Here is a 20,741-nt window from a genome sequence, read left to right as displayed (position 1 = left end):
GCTCGTCGACCGCCCAACCCAATGGTCTCTCCCCCAAACCCCCCCGCAGGACGCCTCATCGTATAGAGCGACATAGCCCGCATCACGGAGCCCCCGGCCCGTGCCTGCTCCCTGTCTCTCCGATCCGTGCTCCGTTGTGACAGGGGTGTGACGCGGGCGCCGTTGCGACGTGTTGTGTGCGGTCGTGACGATGGGACGCAAGTCTGAGCAGGGCGACGGGGCGGGAGAGCCGCGAATTCCAAGGTCACGGCTTTCGGACTACGCGGAACTGGCGGGCCGCCCGGCCGTGCCGGAGCACACGGCGTCTTCCCGGGAGCGTCCACGGACGTGCTGGACGGTCCTGAAGTGGCGGCTCGTCGACGGGAGTTCGCCGCGCCGCTGGGGGAGTTCCGCCGCACCCGGATGCTGGTGCCGCTGGACTACGGGCCCGGGCCGGCGACGTCCGCTACGAACACGACGCCCTGGGCCGCGTCGTCCTCCGCCAGAAGACCAGCCTCTCGCGCAAACCTGACACCTGGCGCTACGAGTGGGACGCCGAGGACCGGGTCACTTCGGTGGCCACCCCGGACGGCACCCGCTGGCTACTCCTACGACCCGCTGGGTCGGCGTACGGGAAAGTTCCGCCATACCTGGTCCACCCCTACGCGCTGCCCCCCTGTCCGCCGGGCGAGAAGAGCAACCCCTAAGACCTCCGTGCCACAGGATGCTCCGACAGTGAACACGGCCATCTACTCGTTCACCGGATTCGAGGCCGAGCCGGGAGCCGTCATCCCTGCCTCCTCGCCCCGTGCCGCCGATGAGCTGGACGAGAAGTGGCACCAATGCGCTTCGGCGAGTGCGCTGTACGGCGGCAAGGGCGAGTTCCCCATCCTTCCGCCCCTGTCTGGCGGGAGTGAGATCGGCTGGGCAGCAGCCACTGACCCGGTCGGCGAGCACCTGCCTTCACGCATCGCCGCGGTGACGGGCTCCCCCGAGTTCCTCGCCGTTTGGATGGACGGCCATCACCTGTGCGCCTCCTCGGCCGAGGAGGACGACTACTGGGTCGTACAGCACGAACTCTCCTGATGGCACCGCCCTGCTCGTGGACCGGACCGGACCGCGGCCCGATGCCGGTGCCAGGGGCTCCTGCGGATGCTCAGTCGGACACCGCCTCCTGCTGCGGCTCGGCCGACGCGGGCTCCGAGGTAACTGCCGTGGTGTAGAAGACCGATGAGCCCTGCTTGGTGCGGTGGGCGTGGCTCTTGGCGACCAGTCCTTCGAGGGTGGTGCGCACGACCGTGGTCTTCACGCTGCGGTCGGGGTGGGCCTGCGTGAGCGCGGTGGTGATCTCGGCGGCGGAACGCGGCTCGTTCTGCTTCTCCAGGTGTCCTCGGATCAGCTCGACAAGGGTCGGCTTGGCCCCTGCCGTGGACGCCTTCACGGACGAGGCCTTCACGGACGAGGCCTTGGCGGCGGGCTTCTTGGGCGCCGTCTTCTTCGCGCCCGTGGCGGCCGCCGCCTTCTTCCCCTTGCTCTGCTTGGGTTCGGCAGAGGCCTGGTGAGGCACGGAGGGCGCAACTGCGGCCTCCGCCCCGGGGGCTGAGTTGGAACCGCCGAGCGCATCCTGCATGTTCACCAGGACGATGTGATCGTGCTGCAGGGCACGCAACTGCTCCTGCAGGGCTTCGATCTCCGCGCCGACACGGTCCTGCTCCTTGGCATTGCGCTCAAGGTCACCCGTCACCTGGGCGATGTACTGCGACGTGAGTTCTGTGGAGTGGGAGTTGGAGCTGACTTCAGACATGACATGGGCCAATCACTCGCAGGACACAACTGCCACGGCCTGCAGCAGTGTAGAGATAGTACGCACGAGTGGAACCAGATGCTCCTGTCGCGCCGGTATGTGCGACACATGTGCTTCCCGGGCCGACTCATGTGCTAATGCCGCCGAACCGCCATGTGGCCTTCGACGGTGCAAAGTTGGCCGCTCTCGTGGCTCGTGGCCGCCGACCTCGTGAGTCTTGGCTCCGGGTGAGGTGACCGGCCGGTGTCCCCGAAGCCGACGCGAGCCGGTACCTCAGAGCCGTGTCCTTCCGCCGCCCATCCGGGCGGAGATGCGTTCGAGGCGTTCCAGGCAGGTCACCGCGTCACTCGTGCATCCCTCTTCCGGGTGAACCTCGGCGAGGGAGGCCCGTGGTTCGTCCGTGAGTTGGCGTGCTCGGCAGGTCGTCACGGACAGGATCCGTTCCCACGGCTCCGCCCAACGCGACCTCCTGATCGGCGGGTCACGAGAAACGGGCCGTGTGGGTGTCGACGGAAACATCGGGTCGGCCGGTGACCAGGGAGCCGACGGCGTTCACCTGGAAGTCTCCCGTCGCGTAACTTCAGGCGCTCGGACTACGCGCCACGACGAACCCGAGCGGCCTTGCGGGCCTCGGCCGTCTGGCGTGCCTCGGCGGCCCGGCGGGACTCGCCACCGGCGCGTCCCGGGCGGGTGCCCAGGCCCCGGAAGGGGGCACCGCCGCGCTCGGGTCGCTCCGCGACCGGCCGGCCGCCGCCGATGGGAACACCGGAGGGAGCCTGCGCGCCGGTGATCCGGCTCAACTCCGCCTCGCCGGAACGGACCTGGGTGACGTGAGGCCGGATGCCCGCGTCGGACATGAGCCGGATCATGTCGCGGCGCTGGCCGGGCAGAACGAGTGTGACGACACTGCCTGACTCACCGGCGCGGGCGGTACGGCCGCCTCGGTGCAGGTAGTCCTTGTGGTCACTGGGCGGGTCGACGTTGACGACGAGGTCGAGATCGTCGACATGGATGCCGCGGGCCGCGACGTTGGTCGCCACCAGGACAGTGAGGTGACCGGTCTTGAACTGTGCGAGCGTACGCGTGCGCTGGGGCTGCGACTTGCCGCTGTGCAGCGCCGCAGCCTTCACGCCACTGCTCAGCAGGTGCCTGGTGAACTGGTCGACGGCGTGCTTGGTGTCCAGGAACATGAGCACGCGCCCGTCGCGGGCTGCGATCTCGGTGGCGGTGGCGTACTTGTCGGCGCCGTGCACCTGCAGTACGTGATGCTCCATCGTGGTCACCGCGCCCGCCGAGGGATCGACCGAGTGGACCACCGGGTCATGGAGATATCGACGGACGAGGAGGTCGATGTTGCGGTCCAGTGTGGCGGAGAACAAAAGGCGCTGACCGTCGGGGCGCACCTGGTCCAGCAGCTCGGTGACCTGGGGCATGAAACCCATGTCGGCCATCTGGTCGGCCTCGTCCAGGACGGTGATGTTCACCCGGTCGAGACGGCAGTCATTGCGCTCGACGAGATCGGTGAGGCGGCCCGGGGTCGCGACGACGACCTCGGCCCCGGCCCGCAGCGCGGCGGCCTGCCGCCCGATCGACATACCACCGACCACGGTGGCCAGCCGCACCTTCAGCAACTGGGCGTACGGGGTGAGCGCATCGGAGACCTGCTGGGCCAGCTCCCGGGTGGGAACGAGGATCAGTGCACGCGGCTTCCGGGCCTCGGCCCGCTGTCCTGCCGTGCGCACGAGGAGCGCGAGGCCGAAGGCGAGCGTCTTGCCCGATCCGGTGCGCCCGCGGCCCAGGACGTCGCGTCCCGCGAGGGAGTTAGGCAGCGTGGCGGCCTGGATCGGGAACGGCTCGTTCACGCCGAGGCTGGTGAGCTTCTCCAGCAGCTCGACGGGGAGGTCCAGCTCACCGAAGGCCGCAACCGGGGGGAGGGCCGGGGTGATGCTCTCCGGCAGCGCGAACTCGCCCTGCGGTGCGGAGGGACGGCGCCCGTCGCCGCCTGAACGGGCGCCGGGGCGCCCCTGGCCGCCCTGCCGACGGGTCTTGGCAAAACGGTCGCTCGTACGAGCTGAGCGGTTCATGGAGAACCTTCCTCGATATGGCACGTATCGAGGAATTCTCGGCAGCGATAAACCGAATGAATTGCAAGAACGAACCGAATCCGACTTCCGGGCGGTACCCAGGGGTCCACGCTCTGCGAAATGCAAAAATGCCCGACGACATAAAGTCATCAAAGGCACTTGGAGTTTACGGGAACCACAACTGACGGCAACTTTAGCACGGCACGCGCACCCGGGCACGAAAAGTACCATTATCGACCGGCAGACCGGCAGACCGGCCGGGAGAGCCCACGCAGACCTGCTGCGCGGACTCTCCCAGGCGTCGTCAGGCCACCTGTGCGGCGGGGCGCAGCGCCGGGACCTCGATGGCGTGGGGGTACACGGCCGACCGGCGCTGGAAGGAGAGGATCTTCGGGTTCTGGATCACGCCGTCGCGAATCTCGATGGCGTTTCTGACCGTGGCGTCGGCCTCCCAGGCAGCGGGGCCGCTCATGACCTTGCGGAGATAGGGAAGGAGCGCCTCGCTGATCTCCCATGTGGCCGAGTTCCACAGGTGGGACGGGCTGTGATCCACCGCGTAGTAGTGGCAGTCCGGCCCCACCGAGGGCATGGGCTCGCCGAAGGTGGTCGGACGGGCCCATTCGAAGCCCATGCCCGCGTCACAGGCGACGTCGATGAAGAAGGTGCCCGGCCGGAACAGGGCGAGTTCCTCGTCGGTGACGAACATCAGCGGCGCGTCGGTGTCCTGCCGGATGCAGTTGACGATGATGTCGAACCCGGCCAGGTACTCCGCGAGCGGCACGGGACCGGCCGCGGTGAGGGCCCGAAGCCGCGACGGATCGTCCTCCTGCTCCTCGAAGTGGCCCATCACGACCGACGGCATCGGCGAGGCCACGGCCGCCGCGGCGCGCTGGGTGAGCACCGTGACGTCGGAGACTCCCATGGCGCCGAGGCCGGTGACCGCTCCACGCGCCGTGGCGCCGAAGCTGATGACCACCGCACGCATGCGGCGGCCATAACTACCGGTCAGCCCACCGAGCTGCAGGGCGTGCAGCACCGAGCAATAGCCCGCGAGTTCGTTGTTCTTGTGGAACACATGGACACTGAAGGCCCCCGTGGACGTCCAGTGGTTCATGGCCTCCCAGGCGACGAGGGTCAGTTTCTGGTCGATACCGATCTGGGTCATCTTCTCGTCCTGCACACAGTGCGGCCATCCCCACAGCACCTGCCCCTCGCGCAGCTCGGCGATGTCGTCGTGCATCGGCTTGGGCAGCAGCAGCACATCGCACTCCGCGAGGAGCCGCTCTCGGGAGCGCAGGCCTCCCACGAGCGGTCGCAGGGCGTCGTCGCGGACGCCGAACCGCCGGCCGTAGCCTTCTTCGAGGAAGATCCTTTCGCGTACGTCCGGGGCGATCCGGTCGAGGTGGCCCGGGTGCAACGGCAACCGGAACTCGTTCTCCTTGCGGGAGGAGGCAAGCACTCCCAGGCTCATCAGGCTCATGCGCTTCCTTGTCATTTCACTCTTGTTCATCGCGGGTGTGTGAAGCGAGGTGCCGGAGGGCCTCGGAAACAGCGTGAGAACCAAGAGGTCCGCTAACGCGGGGCGCGGGACGGAATACGGAAGACGGCGCAATTGCGCTGGCCAGGAGGCATGGGGCGGCTCATTTCCAGCCGGACCGCATGGGCCCGGGCCTTGCCGTTCCCCGAGAACGACGCCGAAACGGATGACGGCATGCGAGGTGCGCTCGGTAGCACCACCGTACCCCCGTCCCCCACGGGCGCCGCCGCCGGGAGTCAGTCGTTGTCGTCGCCCGAGTCATATGGGGATTCGGCAATGCGCTGCTCTTCCTGGAACAGGAGGTCCGCGTAGTGGGCAGTCAGGGTTCCGTCACCACAGGCAAGCGCTGCGGCGTGGGCCGCGGCGTACAGGGCCGGCGGCCTGCGCTGAACTGTGTCGAGAAGAGCCGTGCCGGTGATGAGGGACCGGTGGGCGAGGGCAGCATTGCCGGAGTCGGCGGCTGAGCGTGCGAGCTGGAAGTGTTCCTCGATGAGGTCGAAGGCCGCACCCTTGTCGCGCCAGTCGTCGTCGGCGGAGGGCGGCTCGATGTCGAAGAGTGCGGGCTGACACGGGCCAGGCTTCGGGGACGGCGGCCCGTCGAGGGTGGTGAGCGCACGCTGCAGCGACGTCCATGCCCGGTCGAGGTCGCCGGCCTGCCGTTCCAGGGCGGACAGGCGGGTGTGCGCGAAGCCACGGGCGAGGTCGGTGTCCTGGCACGAGACGTACAACCGCTGGGCGCGGGAGGCCTGCCGGAAGTCGCCGAGTTCGGCGAACTCGTCGGCGATCCAGGGAAGTTCGCCGATGTCGGCGGGCCCGATGTCATCGAGCATGCGTATGAGGGCCGTACGGGCGAGTTCCGTGCGGCCCTGGCGACGGGCGAGGTTCACCCAGGTTTCGGCAGGCTCGGAATTCGGGTCGTCGCCGAACCACTCTGGCGTGTCGAGGGCTCCGACCCAGGCCTGCAGGGCCTCGGGCTCCCAGCGGAGATCGTCCTCGCCGCTCTTGCCCGGTCGGCCGAGTGGCAGGTCGGACAGGGCGCACCAGGTGTCGAAGTTGGCGCAGCGAGCGGCGTAGAGACGGGAGAGGTCCTCCTCGCAGAGACGGCGGGCAACCAGGAACACGGCGAGGTGCAGTTCCTCGCCCATCCCGCCGAAGGGGGCCTCACTGCGGCACAGGGTCTCCTGCTCGAGGAGATGGCGCATGAGCGGCAGATCGTTGTCGCGCCGGTCGCACTGAGCCGCGCGCAGCACACCGGCGCGGCGGGCCGCGTTGGCGTCGTGCTCCGGGTCGCTCCGGCCGGACACCGGGGAGAAGGCCACCGTCGGCCAGGCGGCGCGGTCGGTACGCAGGCGAGCCAGGTCCGCCCGGCAGGCCCCGAGCAGGGCCTCCCGCAGCGAGGGGCGAGGGTGCGGGTCCAGCAGGTGGTAGGCGCTGCCTTCGTCGGCGAGCAGCAGCACGTGGTCCGGCTCGGTGCGGCGGAGTGCACGGTACATCCGGGCGAAGAGCTCGGCGGGAGGTCGCGGGGTGAGCCCGAGGCCGGTGAGGAGCTCATCGCGGCAGGCGTCGAGGGAGGCGGCGTAGGAGGCACGGATGCTGTCCTCCGCCTCGATGGCTGCCGCGGACAGTTCCTCCTCTCCGGTTTCCGGCGGCAGGTGCAGGTGGTCCCGCCATCCGGGGAGGCCGGTCACCAACTCCACTGTGTCGGCGAGGCTTTCGGCGATCAGTCCCGCACGACCCTCCGAGTCGGCGTACAGCACCCCTCCCTCGCCACAGAGGAAGTAGGTGCCGCCGGTGTCGTCGCCCGCGATCCCCTCCAGCGGCGCACCCGATGCCAGACGGACGTCCTCGCCGTGGTCGGCCCGGCAGAGGTCGAAGTCGAAGGGGAACGCTGCGAGTTCGGCCAGGCGTGGACTCCGCCGGAGCCGGTCGAGGAGGCGGAGATCGGAACGGGGCACGCGAGGGACCGTAGCAGCCCGCAGGACGGGCCCTGTCTCCTGGTCCGGACGCTCCCCTGCTGACGATCTGGTCCCGGAGGTGGGTGACGGCCTTCTCCGGCTCTCCCCGGCAGACAAGACGCCCGGCCGCGCCTGCGCGGCACAGGCGGCTGTCGGCGGCGTCATCGTCGCGTCTGCACTCGGTGAGGCATCACGTCCGCTCTCGCGCCGCGAGGTCGAGCGCGACGTCCGTGATCATGTCCTCCTGGCCGCCCGCCATGCCCCGGCGGCCGACCTCGACGAGGACGGCACGGGTGTCCGGTCCGTGGCGAGCAGCCGCGGTCTCGGCGTGGCGCGGGAAGCTGGAGTACACCCCGGCGTAGCCGAGGGTGAGGGTCTCGCGGTCGACGCGGACCTCGCGGTCCTGTGGGACATCATCATCCGCGTTGCCCTGGGCGTGGGCGGCGGCCGGCTTGCCGCCGTGGCGCCGGGCCTCGTCCATGACGGCACGGATCTCCTCCTCCAGCAGACCCTCGTCGTCAGGGTCGTCGTAGGGGCTGCCCATGCCACCCGTGGCGCGGACCTTCACCAGGTCGGCGCCCTCGCGCAGTACCCGGCGCACGGCGAGCCGGGCCGCGTCGGCGGTGTCGGCGATCTCGGACATTCCGGCAGTCAGGTCGGTACCGTCGGGCAGGCGAAGGTCAGCGTGGCCACCGGTGTGGCTGAGGATCCGTACGGCCGTGTGCAGCCGCGGACCCACGATCCGTCCGGTCTCGACGGCCGTGCGGTAGCCCGCCGACAGGCCGCCCAGATCGCGTGCGGTGGTGATTCCGGCGTCGAGCGTCTGCCGCAGTCGCGTCGCGGTGTCCAACGTGACCAGGACCGGGTCGAGTTCCGCGCGGCGGCCGGGCGGCGAATCCCGTCGATGAGCCGGGCGTTGTGGATCCGCGGGGCGGTCCGGGTGACCTCCCGCAACGTGGCATGCGTCATGGGGCGCGGTCACTCCTCCGTATCGGGAGCAGGCGAAGGAGTGTGGAATACGGAAGAAGACCTGGGGTCACGGTGCAGACTTCCCATCGGATTCCCACGGATCGCGCAGAGAAGCGCCACCCATGGGCGTGCAGGATTGTGCCGCTGCGGAAGCCGCAACAGAGCTCGACGAACTCGACCGCGGTGTCGTCCACGCCCTGCAGATCCATCCCAGGGCCCCGTGGACGCTGGTCGGTGAGGTGCTCGGGGTCAACCCGGTCACCGCCGCGCGGCGGTGGCACCGGCTGGAGGACGCAGGCCTGACGTGGGTGACGGCCTATCCCCGGCTGTCCAACTCGCGGATCGTGGTGACCGGTGTGGTCGAGGTGGACACCGAACCAGGCGTCGCCCAGGACGTGGCGCAGGCCCTCGCGGCGGACCCCGCGGTGGCGAACATCGAGCTCGCGGCGGGCGGCCGCGATCTGGCGGCCGCCGTACAGGCTCGGAGCCTGGACGAACTGGCCCGCATCACCACGATGCGTCGCAAGCCGCAGTCGCTGCTCGCCTCACGGCTGAGCCTGCGTTGCGATCTGCCCAAGCCGCTGTCGGGATGGCCGCTGTCCGCCGCGTACTTCACCTCGGTACCGGGCCGGCACGTGGAGGAGACCAGCAAGGTGCTGGCCGGGGTGCGGGAGGTCCAGTCGTGCGCGATCACGGCCGGCCCGCACAACCTGGTGATCGATGTCTGGCTTCGCGACAGGTTCTGCAGGGCGGGCCCACCTGAGCAGCAAAACCGCCGGCCCGGCGTCAGGCAGCGCCAAGAAAGCTCAACCGCACCTGACGGTTGGGATTGTCCCTGTTCGTGTCCACCAGGCACACCGACTGCCACGTCCCCAGTTCCAGCCTCCCGCCCAGCACCGGAAGTGTCGCGTGGGGCGGGACGACGGCGGGGAGTACGTGGTCACGGCCGTGCCCGGGGCTGCCGTGGCGGTGCTGCCAGCGGTCGTCCGCGGGGAGCAGGGAGTGCAGCGCGGCGAGGAGGTCGTCGTCGCTTCCGGCGCCGGTCTCGATGATCGCGACACCGGCGGTGGCGTGGGGCACGAAGACATTCAGGAGGCCGTCGCGGCCCGCCGCCACCTCTCGGAGGAAGGCCTCGCAGTCGCGGGTGAGGTCGACGACCGTTTCCGCCGAACCGGTGGCGACGTTCAGGACTCGGGTGGTGAAGGCATCGGGCATGACCCGATTCTCACCCGTCCGCGGGATTCCGCACACGACCGACGACCCGCACCCTTATACACGCGTTCCATTCCGCGTTCCATTCCGCAAGACACCATTGACCGGGCATGGAGCACCTGGCTACTTTCACCCGCATGTTGCGTTCAGCCATGCTCACCACGCGCGGTCACATCGACCTGCTGCGGGTGGCCTCCGCCGCGTGTCGCCGCGGCCGCTGACGCCCTTTCACTCCCCCGTTCCACCGCGTCCTCGCTCCGCTCCACCCGCACGTCGCGGCTCGCCCTGAGCCGCTGACGCGGCGGAGCCACGGCGTATTCCTCTCCGGCCGCTCTCCTCCCCGTGGAGCACTCATGAGCATCAGCCATGCCCCACCCAGCCCTTCCAAGCCCGATATATCGGACACATCCAAGAGTGGTGCGGCCCAGTCGGCGCCACCCGAGCTCGTTCCGATCGTCCCCCTCTCCACCCGCCACACCCGCGTGCCCCGCTGGCTGCGCCGCACCTCCGGCCCGCTCCTGCTGCTCGCGCTGTGGCAACTCCTGAGCAGCACAAAGGTGTTGACCCCCGACATCCTCGCCTCTCCGGGCACCATCGCACGGGTCGGCGGCAATCTGATCGCCGATGGTTCGCTGCCGAACGCGATGGGCGTCTCTTTGCAGCGCGTCGCGGTGGGGCTGTTGCTCGGAACCCTCGTCGGCACCGGACTCGCCCTCGTCTCCGGGCTCTTCCGTGTCGGCGAGGACCTCGTGGACGCGAGCGTCCAGATGCTGCGGACGGTGCCCTTCGTGGGACTGATCCCGCTGTTCATCATCTGGTTCGGCATCGGCGAGGCCCCGAAGATCGCGATCATCACGCTGGGGGTGTCCTTCCCCCTCTATCTGAACGTGTACGCCGGTATCCGCGGCGTCGATTCCCAGCTCATCGAGGCCGGGGAGTCCCTCGGCCTCTCCCGGTGGGGGCTCGTCCGGCATGTCGTGCTGCCGGGCGCGCTGCCCGGGGCGATGACCGGGCTTCGCTACTCCCTCGGTATCGCCTGGCTCGCACTCGTCTTCGCCGAGCAGATCAACGCGGACGCTGGGATCGGTTTCCTCATGGTGCAGGCCCGTGACTTCCTGCGGACCGATGTGATCGTGGTCTGCCTGATCGTCTACGCCTTTCTCGGCCTGCTCGCCGACTTCATCGTCCGCTCCCTCGAAAGGCTGCTGCTGCAATGGCGACCGACGTTCACGGGCCGGTGACCCTCGAGAAGGGCGCCACCGCCCAGCAGAAGACCGCGACCGATCGGCGACACCCGACCACCCAGGCCCCCGCGGTACGCGTGCAGGGACTGACCCGCTCCTTCGACGGGCGCGCCGTCATCGACGACCTCCGACTCGACGTGCGTCCCGGCGAGTTCGTGGCTCTGCTCGGCCGCAGCGGCTGCGGCAAGTCCACGCTGCTGCGCATCCTCGCCGGGCTCGACCGTGACATCGAGGGCACTGTGCTCGTCCCGCGGCGCAAGGCCGTCGCGTTCCAGGCGCCCCGGCTCATGCCGTGGAAGAAGGTGTGGCGCAACATCCTGCTGGGCCTGCCCGGCAAGCCCGAACGCGCCGTCGCCGAGCAGGCGCTGACCGAGGTCGGACTCACCCACCGCGCGAACGCCTGGCCCAAGACGCTCTCCGGCGGCGAGGCCCAACGTGCCTCGCTGGCCCGTGCGTTGGTCCGCGAACCCGATCTGCTGCTGCTCGACGAGCCGTTCGGCGCGCTGGACGCCCTCACCCGCATCAAGGCGCAGCGGCTCGTCGGCGAACTGTGGCGGCGCCGCGGCTGTGCCGTGCTGCTGGTCACGCATGACGTCGAGGAGGCCGTGCTGCTCGCCGACCGGGTCCTCGTCATGGACGGCGGTGTCATCGCGTACGAGACCCAGGTCGACCTGGACCGGCCGCGCGACATCGCCGATCCCCGCTTCGCCGAACTGCGTGCCGGCCTCCTGGAGCGCCTGGGCGTCGACACCGTCGCCTGAGCTCCCCCTCCCCACCCATCAGTCGCCCTTCGCCGTCACCTCACCGTCACTTCACCTGAACCAGTCGAACGGAATCGCCATGCGCCGACACCTCGTCCCCGCCGCCCTGCTCCTCCCTCTGACTCTGCTACTGGCCGCCTGCGGCGGGAACTCGGCCGCCGACACCGCGGGGGCCGGAACCGACGGCAAGGGTTCCCTCACGCTCAACGTCGGTGACCAGAAGGGTGGTTCCGAGGCGGTGCTGCGGGCCGCCGGAGAACTCAAGGACCTCAACTACAAGATCAAGTGGTCGACGTTCACATCCGGTCCGCCCCTCCTGGAGGCCGTCAACGCCAAGGCCGTCGACATCGGCGGCGTCGGCAACACCCCGCCGGTCTTCGCGGCCGGCGCGGGATCGAAGGTCTCGGTGGTGGCTGCCTGGCACGGCACGTCCAAGGGCGAGGCCATCCTCGTGCCGAAGGACTCGTCGCTGCGGAAGCCCGAGGAGCTCAAGGGCAGGTCCATCGCCGTGGCGCAGGGTTCGTCCGCGCACTTCCAGCTGATCGCCTCGCTCAAGGAGGCGGGGCTGAAGCTGAGCGATGTGAAGGTCAAGTATCTGCAGCCCGCCGACGCGCTCGCCGCGTTCACCGGTGGCAAGGTGGACGCGTGGGCGGTGTGGGACCCGTACACCTCACAGGTCCTCGACACCAAGCAGGGCCGGATCCTGACCGACGGGGACGGCGTCGTCAACGGGCTCAGCTTCCAGGTGGCGGCACCGAGTGCGCTGAAGGACACCAAGAAGGCCGCGGCCATCAAGGACTATCTGGAGCGGCTGCGGCGCGCCCAGGACTGGGTGTACCGGCATCCGGACGCCTGGGCCAAGGTGTGGGCGAAGGACACCGGACTGCCGTACGAGGTGGCGCTCGCCTCGGTGAAGCGCACCAACGCCAGCCGGATCGCGGTCGCCGTCGACAAGCCGCTCATCGCGTCGGAGCAGCAGATCGCGGACACCTTCACCGAGCTGAAGCTGATCCCGGGCAAGGTCGACTTCGCCGCCTTCGTGGACACCCGTTTCAACGGCGGGCTGCCGCCCTCCACCACCACGCCCCGCGTCTACAAGGACTCCTGACCACCGTCCGTCCGTACCGGTTCCCGCCCGACAGAGGTCGCGCGTCGAGTGGCTCACAGGCGTCGCCGTTCGGGAAGATCCCGCACCCCGGTCGAGTTAGTGGAAGCGTGAACAACACCGGGGTGCAGGCGCGCGAGGTCCGCGAGGTCGATGTCGTCGTCATAGGCGCTGGACAGGCAGGACTGTCCAGCGCCTATCACCTGCGGCGGGGCGGTTTCGAGCCGGAGCGGGACTTCGTGGTGCTGGATCACGCACCGCGTCCGGGCGGCGCCTGGCAGTTCCGATGGCCGTCGCTGACGTACGGCAAGGTGCACGGGATGCACTCCCTGCCCGGTATGGAGCTGGAGGGCGCGGACCCGGCGCGGCCGTCCTCCAAGGTGATCGCGGAGTACTTCGACACCTACGAGCGCACCTTCGACCTGCGGGTACGGCGGCCGGTGGACGTGCGGGCCGTGCGGGAGGGTGCAGGCGGGCGGCTGCTGGTCGAGTCCTCCGACGGTACGTGGTCGACGCGGGCGCTGATCAATGCCACGGGCACCTGGGACCGGCCGTTCTGGCCGCGCTATCCGGGCCAGGAGACCTTCCGTGGGCGGCAGTTGCACACGGCGCAGTACCCGGGGCCCGAGGAGTTCGCCGGGCAGCGGGTGGTCGTCGTGGGCGGCGGCGCGTCCGGCACCCAGCATCTGATGGAGATCGCCCCCTACGCGGCCGCGACGACCTGGGTGACACGGCGGCCGCCCGTCTTCCGTGAGGGACCCTTCACCGAGGACGTGGGGCGCGCGGCCGTCGCGCTCGTGGAGGAACGGGTCCGGCAGGGGCTGCCTCCCAAGAGTGTCGTGTCGGTGACGGGGCTGCCGCTGAACGACGCGATCCGGCAGGCTCTGGCCGACGGCGTGCTGAACCGGCAACCGATGTTCGACCGGATCACCCCGGACGGCGTCGCATGGGCCGACGGCCGTCACGTCGACGCGGACGTCATCCTGTGGGCGACCGGTTTTCGTGCCGCCCTCGACCATCTGACGCCGCTGCGGCTGCGTGAGCCGGGCGGCGGCATCCGCGTCGAGGGGACGCGCGCGCTCGCCGATCCCCGGATCCATCTGGTCGGGTACGGGCCTTCCGCCAGCACCATCGGCGCCAACCGGGCCGGGCGCGCGGCGGTACGGGACATCAGGCGGCTGCTGGCGGGAGTGACCGTCGGCGCCTGATGCCCCGTGGCCGGCTCGAAGACCTCGTGGGCTGGGTCGACCGGGCACCGGGCACCGGGCTTCAGCGCGGGGTCGAGGCGGATGGCGAGCCCGGGACCGGGGTCGAAATCGCGTTCGAATTCGAGGGGGAGGGGGAGGCGCTCCTCCGGAGCCGGTTGAATTCGGCGACGTTCCTCTGCTGTTCCTCGTAGCTGGCCGTGAACCGGGTGTCGCCCGGCTTGACCGTGACGAAGTACAGCCAGCCGCCCGGGGTGGGATTGACCGCGGCACGCATCGCGGCTTCGCCGGGGTTGGCGATCGGTGTGGGCGGCAGCCCCATGCGCTGGTACGAGTTGTAGGGGCTCTCGAGCTTCGTGTCATTCGTGGTCGTGGTCGGCGTGAAGCGGTTCAGCGCATAGTTGAGGGTCGCGTCCATCTGCAGCGGCATGCCCCGCTCCAGGCGATTGAAGATGACCCGGGCCACCTTGCCCATGTCGGCCTTGGTGACGGCCTCGGCCTGGATGATGCTCGCGATGGTGATCGCCTGATAGATGTTCATCGCGTTGCGCTGGGCGCCCGCGGTGACGGGACTGCCGCTGAACTTCTTGTTCGCGGTGTTGACCATGAGCGCCAGCAGGGACTCGGGGGTCGCCGTCTTGTCGAGGGGGTACGTCGCCGGGTAGAGGTAGCCCTCGGGGTTGCCCTCCGCGTTATTGGGCAACTTGAGGTTGGCGTTGGCCAGGGACTTCTTGGTGGATCCCAGGGGCAGCGCGAGGGCCCTGTCGACAGCCTCGTAGACCTGGCCGGTGCGCCAGCCCTCCCGGATGACGAGGGACGTGGGCCGCGTCTCCTCGTCCTCCGTGGTCAGGGTGAGCAGCGGCACCGCCACGGCGGTGGCCGCCACGACGGCTCCGGTCGCGATGAGGGCGACCCGGCCCCGGCGCGTCAGTCGAATCGTGCTCCGTGGCGGAGTGTTCATCTGCATGCGGGCACGGTAACCCGCTAAAGCCCATAAACCCGGCATATCGTCATCTTGTCGACTCCAGTTGGGCGTCCCGGTGGACGAGCGCCGCATAGCGCCCCTCCCGCTCCAACAGCTCCTCGTGCGTGCCGCGTTCGACCGCGCGGCCGGAGTCGAGGACGACGATCTGGTCGGCGCCACGGATGGTGGAGAGCCGGTGCGCGATGGTGAGCGTGGTCCGGTTGGCCGACAGGGCGTCGATGGCCTCCTGCACGGCGTACTCCGTGCGGGTGTCCAGGGCGCTGGTCGCCTCGTCGAGGATGAGGACCGGCGGGTCCCGCAGGATCGTGCGGGCGATGGCGAGGCGCTGCTTCTCGCCGCCGGAGAACCGGTGGCCGCGCTCACCCACGACCGTGTCGTACCCGTCGGGCAGTGACGCGATGTGGTCGTGGATCTGGGCCGCCCTGGCCGCCGCCTGCAGCTCCTCGTCGGTGGCGTCGGGCCTGGCGAAGCGCAGGTTGTCCGCGACCGAGGCGTGGAAGAGGTACGTCTCCTGGGAGACGACGCCGATCCCGCGGGCGAGTGTGTCGAAGTCGAGGTCCCGTACGTCGACGCCGTCCAGCGTGACGCGGCCTCCCGTGACGTCGTACAGCCGTGGCACCAGATAGCTGAGCGTGGACTTGCCGGAGCCGGTCGGGCCGACGACGGCGAGACTGCCGCCCGCGGGGACGGTGATGTCGATGCCCTCCAGGATCGGGCCGCTCTTGTCGTCGTAGCGGAACTCGACGTCCTCGAAGCGGATCTCACCCTTGACCTGGTCGAGGTGGACCGGGTGCTCCGGCTCGGTGATGTCGATGGGCAGGTCGAGGTACTCGAAGATGCGCTGGAAGAGCGCGAGCGAGGTCTGGATCTGGACGCCGGTGGACAGCAGGCTGACCGTGGGCCGAAACAGACCCTGCTGGAGCGAGACGAAGGCGACGAGCGTGCCGATCGACACGGACGGGCCGCCGAACTGGAGGGCCATGCCCGCGGCCCAGTAGATGACGGCCGGCATGGCGGCCATGACGATGCCGATGACGGACATGCGCCAGCGGCCCGCCATGTTCGACTTCACCTCGAGGTCGACCAGGCTGTCGGACTCGGCCTCGAACGCCTTGGTGAGCGAATCGCCTCGGCCCATGGTGCGGCCGAGCAGGATGCCGCTGACGGAGAGCGACTCGGTCACGGTGGCGGCCATCGCGGCCATCTGCTTCTGACGCTGGGTCGCTATCTTCTTGCGTTCGTTGCCGACGCGCCGGCTGATCCACACGAAGACCGGCAGCAGGAGCAGCGAGACCACGGTGAGCCGCCAGTCCAGGGCGACCATCGCGACGATCGTGGCGACCACGCTGGTGAGGTTGGAGACCAGCGAGGTGGCGGTGGAGGTCACGGTCGCCTGCATGCCGCCGATGTCGTTGGCGATGCGGGACTGGACCTCGCCGGTGCGGGTCCGCGTGAAGAAGGCCAGCGACATGCGCTGCAGCCGGCCGTACACGGCGGTGCGCAGGTCGTGCATGACGCGCTGGCCGACGGTCGTGGAGATCAGGGTCTGCAGGACGCCGAAGATGCTGGTGACGACCGCGCTGAGGATCATGCCGAGCGCGAGCAGGCTCAGCAGACCGGTGCGGCCCTGGGGGATCGCGACATCCAGGGTCTCCTTCAGCAGGAAGGGGGTCGCGACGGTGACCAGGGACGAGGCGCCGACCAGCAGGCCGACGATCGCGAGGCGGCCGCGGTAGGGCCGGAACAGCTTCAGGATGCGGCGCACCTGCCGTGGCTGTTCGCCCTCGGCGGGTGACGGGGTCCAGGTGGATCGGTCGGGACGCATGGGCTCCTACGGGAGGTGAGACGACGGCTACGCAGGGCAGGCAAACGATGACTGGCGGAGCCTAGCTCATTGTTACCTATACTCACAATGAACCGCATCCTGATATTGTTCCCGCATGACCACCCCCGATGCCGACGGCCTGCTCGCCGAGCAGTTGCTGCGGCTGACCCGACGTGTGCACCGCATCCAGAAGCGGCACCTGGAGCAGCGCGAGCTGGGCATCACCCCGGCCCAGTCCCGGCTGCTGCGCACGCTCGCGCACTACAGCTCACCCCCGCGCATGGCCGATCTCGCCGAGCGCCTGGAGGTGGTGCCCAGGGCCGTGACCACGCTGGTCGACGGCCTGGAGGCGAGCGGGAAGGTGCGCCGGGTCCCCGATCCCACCAATCGGCGGGTGATCCGGATCGAGGTCACGGACGAGGGGCGCGAGGCACTGCGGGAGCTGCGCGGCGCACGCCGGTCGGCCGCGGAGGAGATCCTGGCGCCGTTGACGGACGAGCAGCGCGAAATACTCGGGGGGCTGCTGGACACGCTGGTGGACGGCATGCCCAGGCTTGAGCAGCGCTGCTGAGGGGTTGTCATTGGCGCGCTCGTGGCGCAGCGTACGAGCGGCGGACAAAGCGACGGGCCGGGGCACCCGCTCCGTACGACTGGAGTGGGTGCGCGCGACCCGTTCCGGGGATCCGAGGCGGTGACCCGTCCCGGGTCGGTCAACCGATCTCGGGGGCAGGTTCCTTGGCCGACTGGGCGGGGACTTCCGCCTTGGCCGACTGGGCGGGGATGTCCGCCCTGGTCGACTGGGCGGGGATGTCCGCCCTGGTCGATTCGGACCCCGCTTCTTCCATCGGCGACTTCTGCGTCCGCGGCACGTCGTCCTCCTCCACGAACGCGATCTCGCCGTCCAGCATCTTCTTCGCCCGTTCCGTGTCGAGCGCGCCCTCCCAGCGGGACACCGCGAAGACGGCGACGCAGTTGCCGAGCAGGTTCGTCGCGACGCGCATCGAGTCCATGATGCGGTCCACGCCCAGGAGAAGGGCGACCGCTCCGGCGGGGATGACACCGAGCGAGGAGGCCGTCGCGGAGAGGGCGAGGAAGGCCGAACCCGGCACACCCGCCATGCCCTTGCTGGTCAGCATGAGGACCAGAACGACGGTGATCTGCTGGCCCAGACTCAGATCCACCCCCACCGCCTGCGCGATGAACAACGTACCGATGGACAGGTAGATCGAGGCGCCGTCGAGGTTGAAGGAGTAGCCGGTGGGCAGGACCAGGCCCACGGCGTCGTCGCGGCAGCCCGCCTGGCGCAGCTTCTGCATCATGCGGGGCATGACCGTCTCACTGGAGGCGGTACCGAGCGCGAGCAGCATCTCCTCGCGGGTGTAACGGACGAACTTCCACAGGCTGAGCCCGGTGACCGCCTTCAGAGCGACGGCTAGCAGCGCGAGGAACACCAGCGCGACCGCGTAACACAGGACGATCAGCTTGCCGTACGTCTTGATGACGCCGAGCCCGTACTCCCCCACGAGGTGGACCATGGCGCCGAACACCGCGAGCGGGGCCAGCTTCATGATGAAGCCGACGATCGCGAAGACGACGTCCTGGACCTGCTCGATGGCGGGAAGCACCTTGGGCACCTTGGAGTTGCCGAGGTGGAGCAGCGCCGCGCCCACCAGGCAGGCGAGGACGAGGACTTGGAGCAGGGAGTTCTCGGCGAAGGCCCCGACCGCGCTCTGCGGCAGCGCGTTCAGGATGAATTCGCCGGTCGACGGGAGCGAGCCGCCACCGGTCTTGCCGTCGACGGCGGAGGCGTCGAGCTTCGAGGGGTCGGCGTGCATGCCCGAGCCCGGGCCGACGACGTTCGCCGCGATCAGCCCGAGGAGCAGCGCGGCGGTGGACGCGACCTCGAACCAGATCAGGGCCTTGAGCCCGATCCGGCCGAAGGCCTTCAGGTCACCGGCCTTGGTGATGCCGACGACCACCACACAGAACACGAGCGGTGAGATGACCGCCTTGATGAGGCGCACGAAACCGTCGCCGAGCGGCTGGAAGGTCGTGGCCGTGTCCGGCCACAGCCTTCCGACGACGATTCCGAGTACGAGCGCGCAGGCGACCTGCGCGAACAGTGAGGTACGCAGTATGCGTGCGACGCGTCGCGGGGACGGTACAGACGGCGGCACGGGCACTCCTCCGAGGGGACTTCTGGTATGCGGAAACTTCCTTCCGCAGCGATCACTATTGAGGAGTTGCCGGTGCCGCCGGATACCTCTGTGTCACGTCCACGTAAATCCTGGAACAGACGTGTCGTTCCCCACCCGGGGCCCCAGCAGGCTCAGCAGTCGCTGCGGTCCCGCGTCAGCACTCCCTGCACGGTGACCAGAACGCGGTCGTAGCAGCCGTCCGAGCCGTACAGCCGGTAGCGCTCACTCGTCGTTCCGACCGCATGCCGTTGGTCGCGGGGCACGTTCGCGGTATACGTCGCGTCTCCCGCGTACGTGTCGTCGAGCCGGGACCACGTGGTGCGCCGGTCGCCGCGCGTCTCGTCGACCGCGGCCCGGTCGCCGAGCGTCAGCACGGTCCGCAACCGGTCGTCCGCGGCGAGCGTCGTGGTGCCGTCCATGGTGTACGTGCGGTGGGTGCGCGTCACGCCGACCGGTCCCCGCCCGTCGACGGTGACCGTCTCGTCGTCGGTCCAGGTGGCCTTGAGCGCATCCGTGTTCTCCCCGTCGGTCCAGCGGTGCGCGGAGGTGTTGGCGAGCGTGCGGCGCACGGTGGTCCACACCCGGCCGTGCGAGGTGTCGACGTATCCGGCGGTCGTCAGCCGGTGTCCGCCCACGGTGTCGAGCCGCTCTTCCGAACCGGGCGTGTACGTCGAGGAGTTGGTGAGGTCGCCCGCCCTGACCTCGGTGAGCGCGCCGGTCACGTGCGCGCGCTTCGCGTCCTGCCAGACGAGGACGTCGACCGGGGCGCTCCAGCCGGTCTGGCCCACGGGGACGCCCACGACGGAGACGTCGATCCGGTGCGGACGACCGTCGTTGAGGAGACCGGCATAGGGCGTGAGGTCGTATTCGATCGGCTTGATGTCGAAGGCGCGCGGGCCCGGGATCACGTACCAGAGGAAGGGGTTGGACCAGCCGCCGGTCCACACGGTCGGGAACGGCTCGGCGATGCCGGCGAGTTGGCCGTCCACCTTGATCTGCACCTCGCGGTAGGGGCCCTTGTCCGCCTTGCAGGAGTACGGAGCGGGGTCGGGCACGGTCAGGTACCAGTACTCCTCGCAGCCGCCGCCTGAGCCGGTCGCGTACACCTCGGCGACGATGCGCTCGCTGTTGCGCGGGGTGGTGAGGGTGCCGTCCTGGAGGGTGAGGACACGGTCGGGGGTCGCGGCGGACTTCACCGCGCCGCCCTCCGCGTAGAAGGTCAGGGTCACCTTCACGTCGAGGACCCCGGTGTACGTGTCGTCGACGACGTTCCAGATGAGCATCTCGACGTCGCCGCCGCGCCGGAACGTGTCGCTGTACCTGGTCACGTCCTTCTCGACGGACCACTGGATGCCGTCGGGCGAGGGCTCCGGGGTGGAGGTGCGGAGGATCTCCACGCCGCCGATGTGGAGATAGCCGAGCCGGTCGAACTGGCGTCCCTTGACCTTGCCGTCGAGCCGCAGGACGACCTTGCTCCAGCGGTCACCGCAGCCGCTCGGCGGTGTGTACGTGCCCCGGTACGGCGTGAAGTCACGGAACTGCGCCTCGGCGACCGTCACCGCACAGGACTTGGTGGCGGGTCTCGCCACCGGCGGGGCGGCGGTCAGGGGGTCGTGCCAGTCGGTGCCGAACTCGGCGGGCGTCTCGGGGGCAGTCCCGGTGGGCTTATCGGCGGCATTCCCGGTGGGCGCGTCGTGGGGCGCGTCGGCGGTCTGATCCGCCGACCGGGCGGGGGTGCCGACGGGCCGGGCAGCGTCCGCCGGTGGTGCCGCCGAGGCCGGGCCCACTCCCAGGAAGGTGCTCGCCGAGAGGATCACTCCGGCGAGCATGGACATGACGATCCGTCTTCTCATGTGCGGTGTTCTACGGGGGAGTCGG

17 protein-coding genes and 3 pseudogenes are annotated in these 20,741 nt (G+C 69.5%); 9 read left to right on the top strand and 11 right to left on the bottom strand.

The features are described 5' to 3' along the window. Positions 1–422: 422 nt before the first annotated feature. Both SMIR_RS44410 and SMIR_RS34770 read left to right on the top strand, forming a co-directional pair. Positions 423–624: pseudogene (locus SMIR_RS44410) on the top strand (RHS repeat domain-containing protein); the annotation flags it as partial. A 90-nt stretch (positions 625–714) separates the two neighbouring features. Beyond that, positions 715–1,065, top strand: coding sequence for a hypothetical protein (locus SMIR_RS34770; RefSeq protein WP_212727817.1), 351 nt, complete (start codon positions 715–717; stop codon positions 1,063–1,065). A gap of 70 nt (positions 1,066–1,135) precedes the next feature. On the opposite strand, the gene SMIR_RS34765 is transcribed toward SMIR_RS34770, so the two are convergent. The 6 genes and pseudogenes from SMIR_RS34765 to SMIR_RS43800 form a co-directional block, all read right to left on the bottom strand. After that, positions 1,136–1,783, bottom strand: coding sequence for a hypothetical protein (locus SMIR_RS34765; protein ID WP_168489711.1), 648 nt, complete (start codon positions 1,781–1,783; stop codon positions 1,136–1,138). A 273-nt stretch (positions 1,784–2,056) separates the two neighbouring features. Beyond that, a complete protein-coding gene (locus tag SMIR_RS34760; RefSeq protein WP_212727816.1) occupies positions 2,057–2,212 on the bottom strand; it encodes a hypothetical protein in 156 nt (51 codons plus the stop codon). 164 nt (positions 2,213–2,376) lie between these two features. After that, complete coding sequence (locus SMIR_RS34755; protein ID WP_168489712.1) at positions 2,377–3,867, bottom strand: DEAD/DEAH box helicase; 1,491 nt, start codon at positions 3,865–3,867, stop codon at positions 2,377–2,379. Positions 3,868–4,171: 304 nt separating this feature from the next. After that, complete coding sequence (locus SMIR_RS34750) at positions 4,172–5,347, bottom strand: N(5)-(carboxyethyl)ornithine synthase (protein WP_168489713.1); 1,176 nt, start codon at positions 5,345–5,347, stop codon at positions 4,172–4,174. 293 nt (positions 5,348–5,640) lie between these two features. Then, positions 5,641–7,359, bottom strand: coding sequence for a hypothetical protein (locus SMIR_RS34745; protein ID WP_212727815.1), 1,719 nt, complete (start codon positions 7,357–7,359; stop codon positions 5,641–5,643). A 190-nt stretch (positions 7,360–7,549) separates the two neighbouring features. Beyond that, positions 7,550–8,227 (bottom strand): annotated as a pseudogene (locus tag SMIR_RS43800) (4-hydroxy-2-oxovalerate aldolase family protein); the annotation flags it as partial. 223 nt (positions 8,228–8,450) lie between these two features. Between SMIR_RS43800 and SMIR_RS43795 the strand changes: the two are divergent. Continuing rightward, positions 8,451–8,606: pseudogene (locus SMIR_RS43795) on the top strand (AsnC family transcriptional regulator); the annotation flags it as partial. A 508-nt stretch (positions 8,607–9,114) separates the two neighbouring features. On the opposite strand, the gene SMIR_RS34725 reads toward SMIR_RS43795, so the two are convergent. After that, entirely contained in the window at positions 9,115–9,543 is a 429-nt protein-coding gene (locus tag SMIR_RS34725; RefSeq protein WP_168489714.1) for a YjbQ family protein, read from the bottom strand. A gap of 107 nt (positions 9,544–9,650) precedes the next feature. Between SMIR_RS34725 and SMIR_RS45000 the strand changes: the two genes are divergently transcribed. The 5 genes from SMIR_RS45000 (at position 9,651) to SMIR_RS34705 (ending at position 13,858) form a co-directional block, all read left to right on the top strand. Continuing rightward, positions 9,651–9,761: a putative leader peptide gene (locus SMIR_RS45000; RefSeq protein ID WP_390931299.1), complete on the top strand. Its 111-nt coding sequence runs from the start codon at positions 9,651–9,653 to the stop codon at positions 9,759–9,761. A 132-nt stretch (positions 9,762–9,893) separates the two neighbouring features. Next, complete coding sequence (locus SMIR_RS34720) at positions 9,894–10,781, top strand: ABC transporter permease (protein WP_212727814.1); 888 nt, start codon at positions 9,894–9,896, stop codon at positions 10,779–10,781. Beyond that, the gene (locus SMIR_RS34715; RefSeq protein ID WP_212727813.1) at positions 10,754–11,545 is read left to right on the top strand and encodes an ABC transporter ATP-binding protein; all 792 of its coding nucleotides are present in this window, start codon (positions 10,754–10,756) and stop codon (positions 11,543–11,545) included. Before SMIR_RS34720 ends, SMIR_RS34715 begins: the two co-directional genes overlap by 28 nt. Before the next feature lie 79 nt (positions 11,546–11,624). Further along, complete coding sequence (locus SMIR_RS34710) at positions 11,625–12,653, top strand: ABC transporter substrate-binding protein (RefSeq protein WP_212727812.1); 1,029 nt, start codon at positions 11,625–11,627, stop codon at positions 12,651–12,653. Between the two features lie 107 nt (positions 12,654–12,760). After that, entirely contained in the window at positions 12,761–13,858 is a 1,098-nt protein-coding gene (locus tag SMIR_RS34705; protein ID WP_212727811.1) for an NAD(P)-binding domain-containing protein, read from the top strand. Positions 13,859–13,919: 61 nt separating this feature from the next. On the opposite strand, the gene mltG is transcribed toward SMIR_RS34705, so the two are convergent. Together mltG and SMIR_RS34695 are read right to left on the bottom strand one after the other, a co-directional pair. After that, positions 13,920–14,822, bottom strand: a complete 903-nt coding sequence (mltG, locus tag SMIR_RS34700) for an endolytic transglycosylase MltG (RefSeq protein ID WP_212727810.1) — start codon at positions 14,820–14,822, stop codon at positions 13,920–13,922. Positions 14,823–14,865: 43 nt separating this feature from the next. Next, entirely contained in the window at positions 14,866–16,665 is a 1,800-nt protein-coding gene (locus SMIR_RS34695) for an ABC transporter ATP-binding protein (protein WP_168489719.1), read from the bottom strand. Positions 16,666–16,780: 115 nt separating this feature from the next. Between SMIR_RS34695 and SMIR_RS34690 the strand changes: the two genes are divergently transcribed. Beyond that, a complete protein-coding gene (locus tag SMIR_RS34690) occupies positions 16,781–17,236 on the top strand; it encodes a MarR family winged helix-turn-helix transcriptional regulator (RefSeq protein ID WP_101407650.1) in 456 nt (151 codons plus the stop codon). Positions 17,237–17,375: 139 nt separating this feature from the next. Here SMIR_RS34690 and SMIR_RS34685 read toward each other — a convergent pair whose 3' ends face one another. Together SMIR_RS34685 and SMIR_RS34680 are read right to left on the bottom strand one after the other, a co-directional pair. Then, complete coding sequence (locus tag SMIR_RS34685) at positions 17,376–18,842, bottom strand: cation:dicarboxylate symporter family transporter (RefSeq protein WP_212727809.1); 1,467 nt, start codon at positions 18,840–18,842, stop codon at positions 17,376–17,378. Between the two features lie 152 nt (positions 18,843–18,994). Beyond that, the gene (locus SMIR_RS34680) at positions 18,995–20,716 is read right to left on the bottom strand and encodes a peptide-N4-asparagine amidase (protein ID WP_249938514.1); all 1,722 of its coding nucleotides are present in this window, start codon (positions 20,714–20,716) and stop codon (positions 18,995–18,997) included. Between the last annotated feature and the right edge of the window lie 25 nt (positions 20,717–20,741).

This window comes from Streptomyces mirabilis (assembly GCF_018310535.1).
Taxonomy (GTDB): domain Bacteria; phylum Actinomycetota; class Actinomycetes; order Streptomycetales; family Streptomycetaceae; genus Streptomyces.
This window is presented reverse-complemented; position numbering and strand designations above follow the sequence as displayed.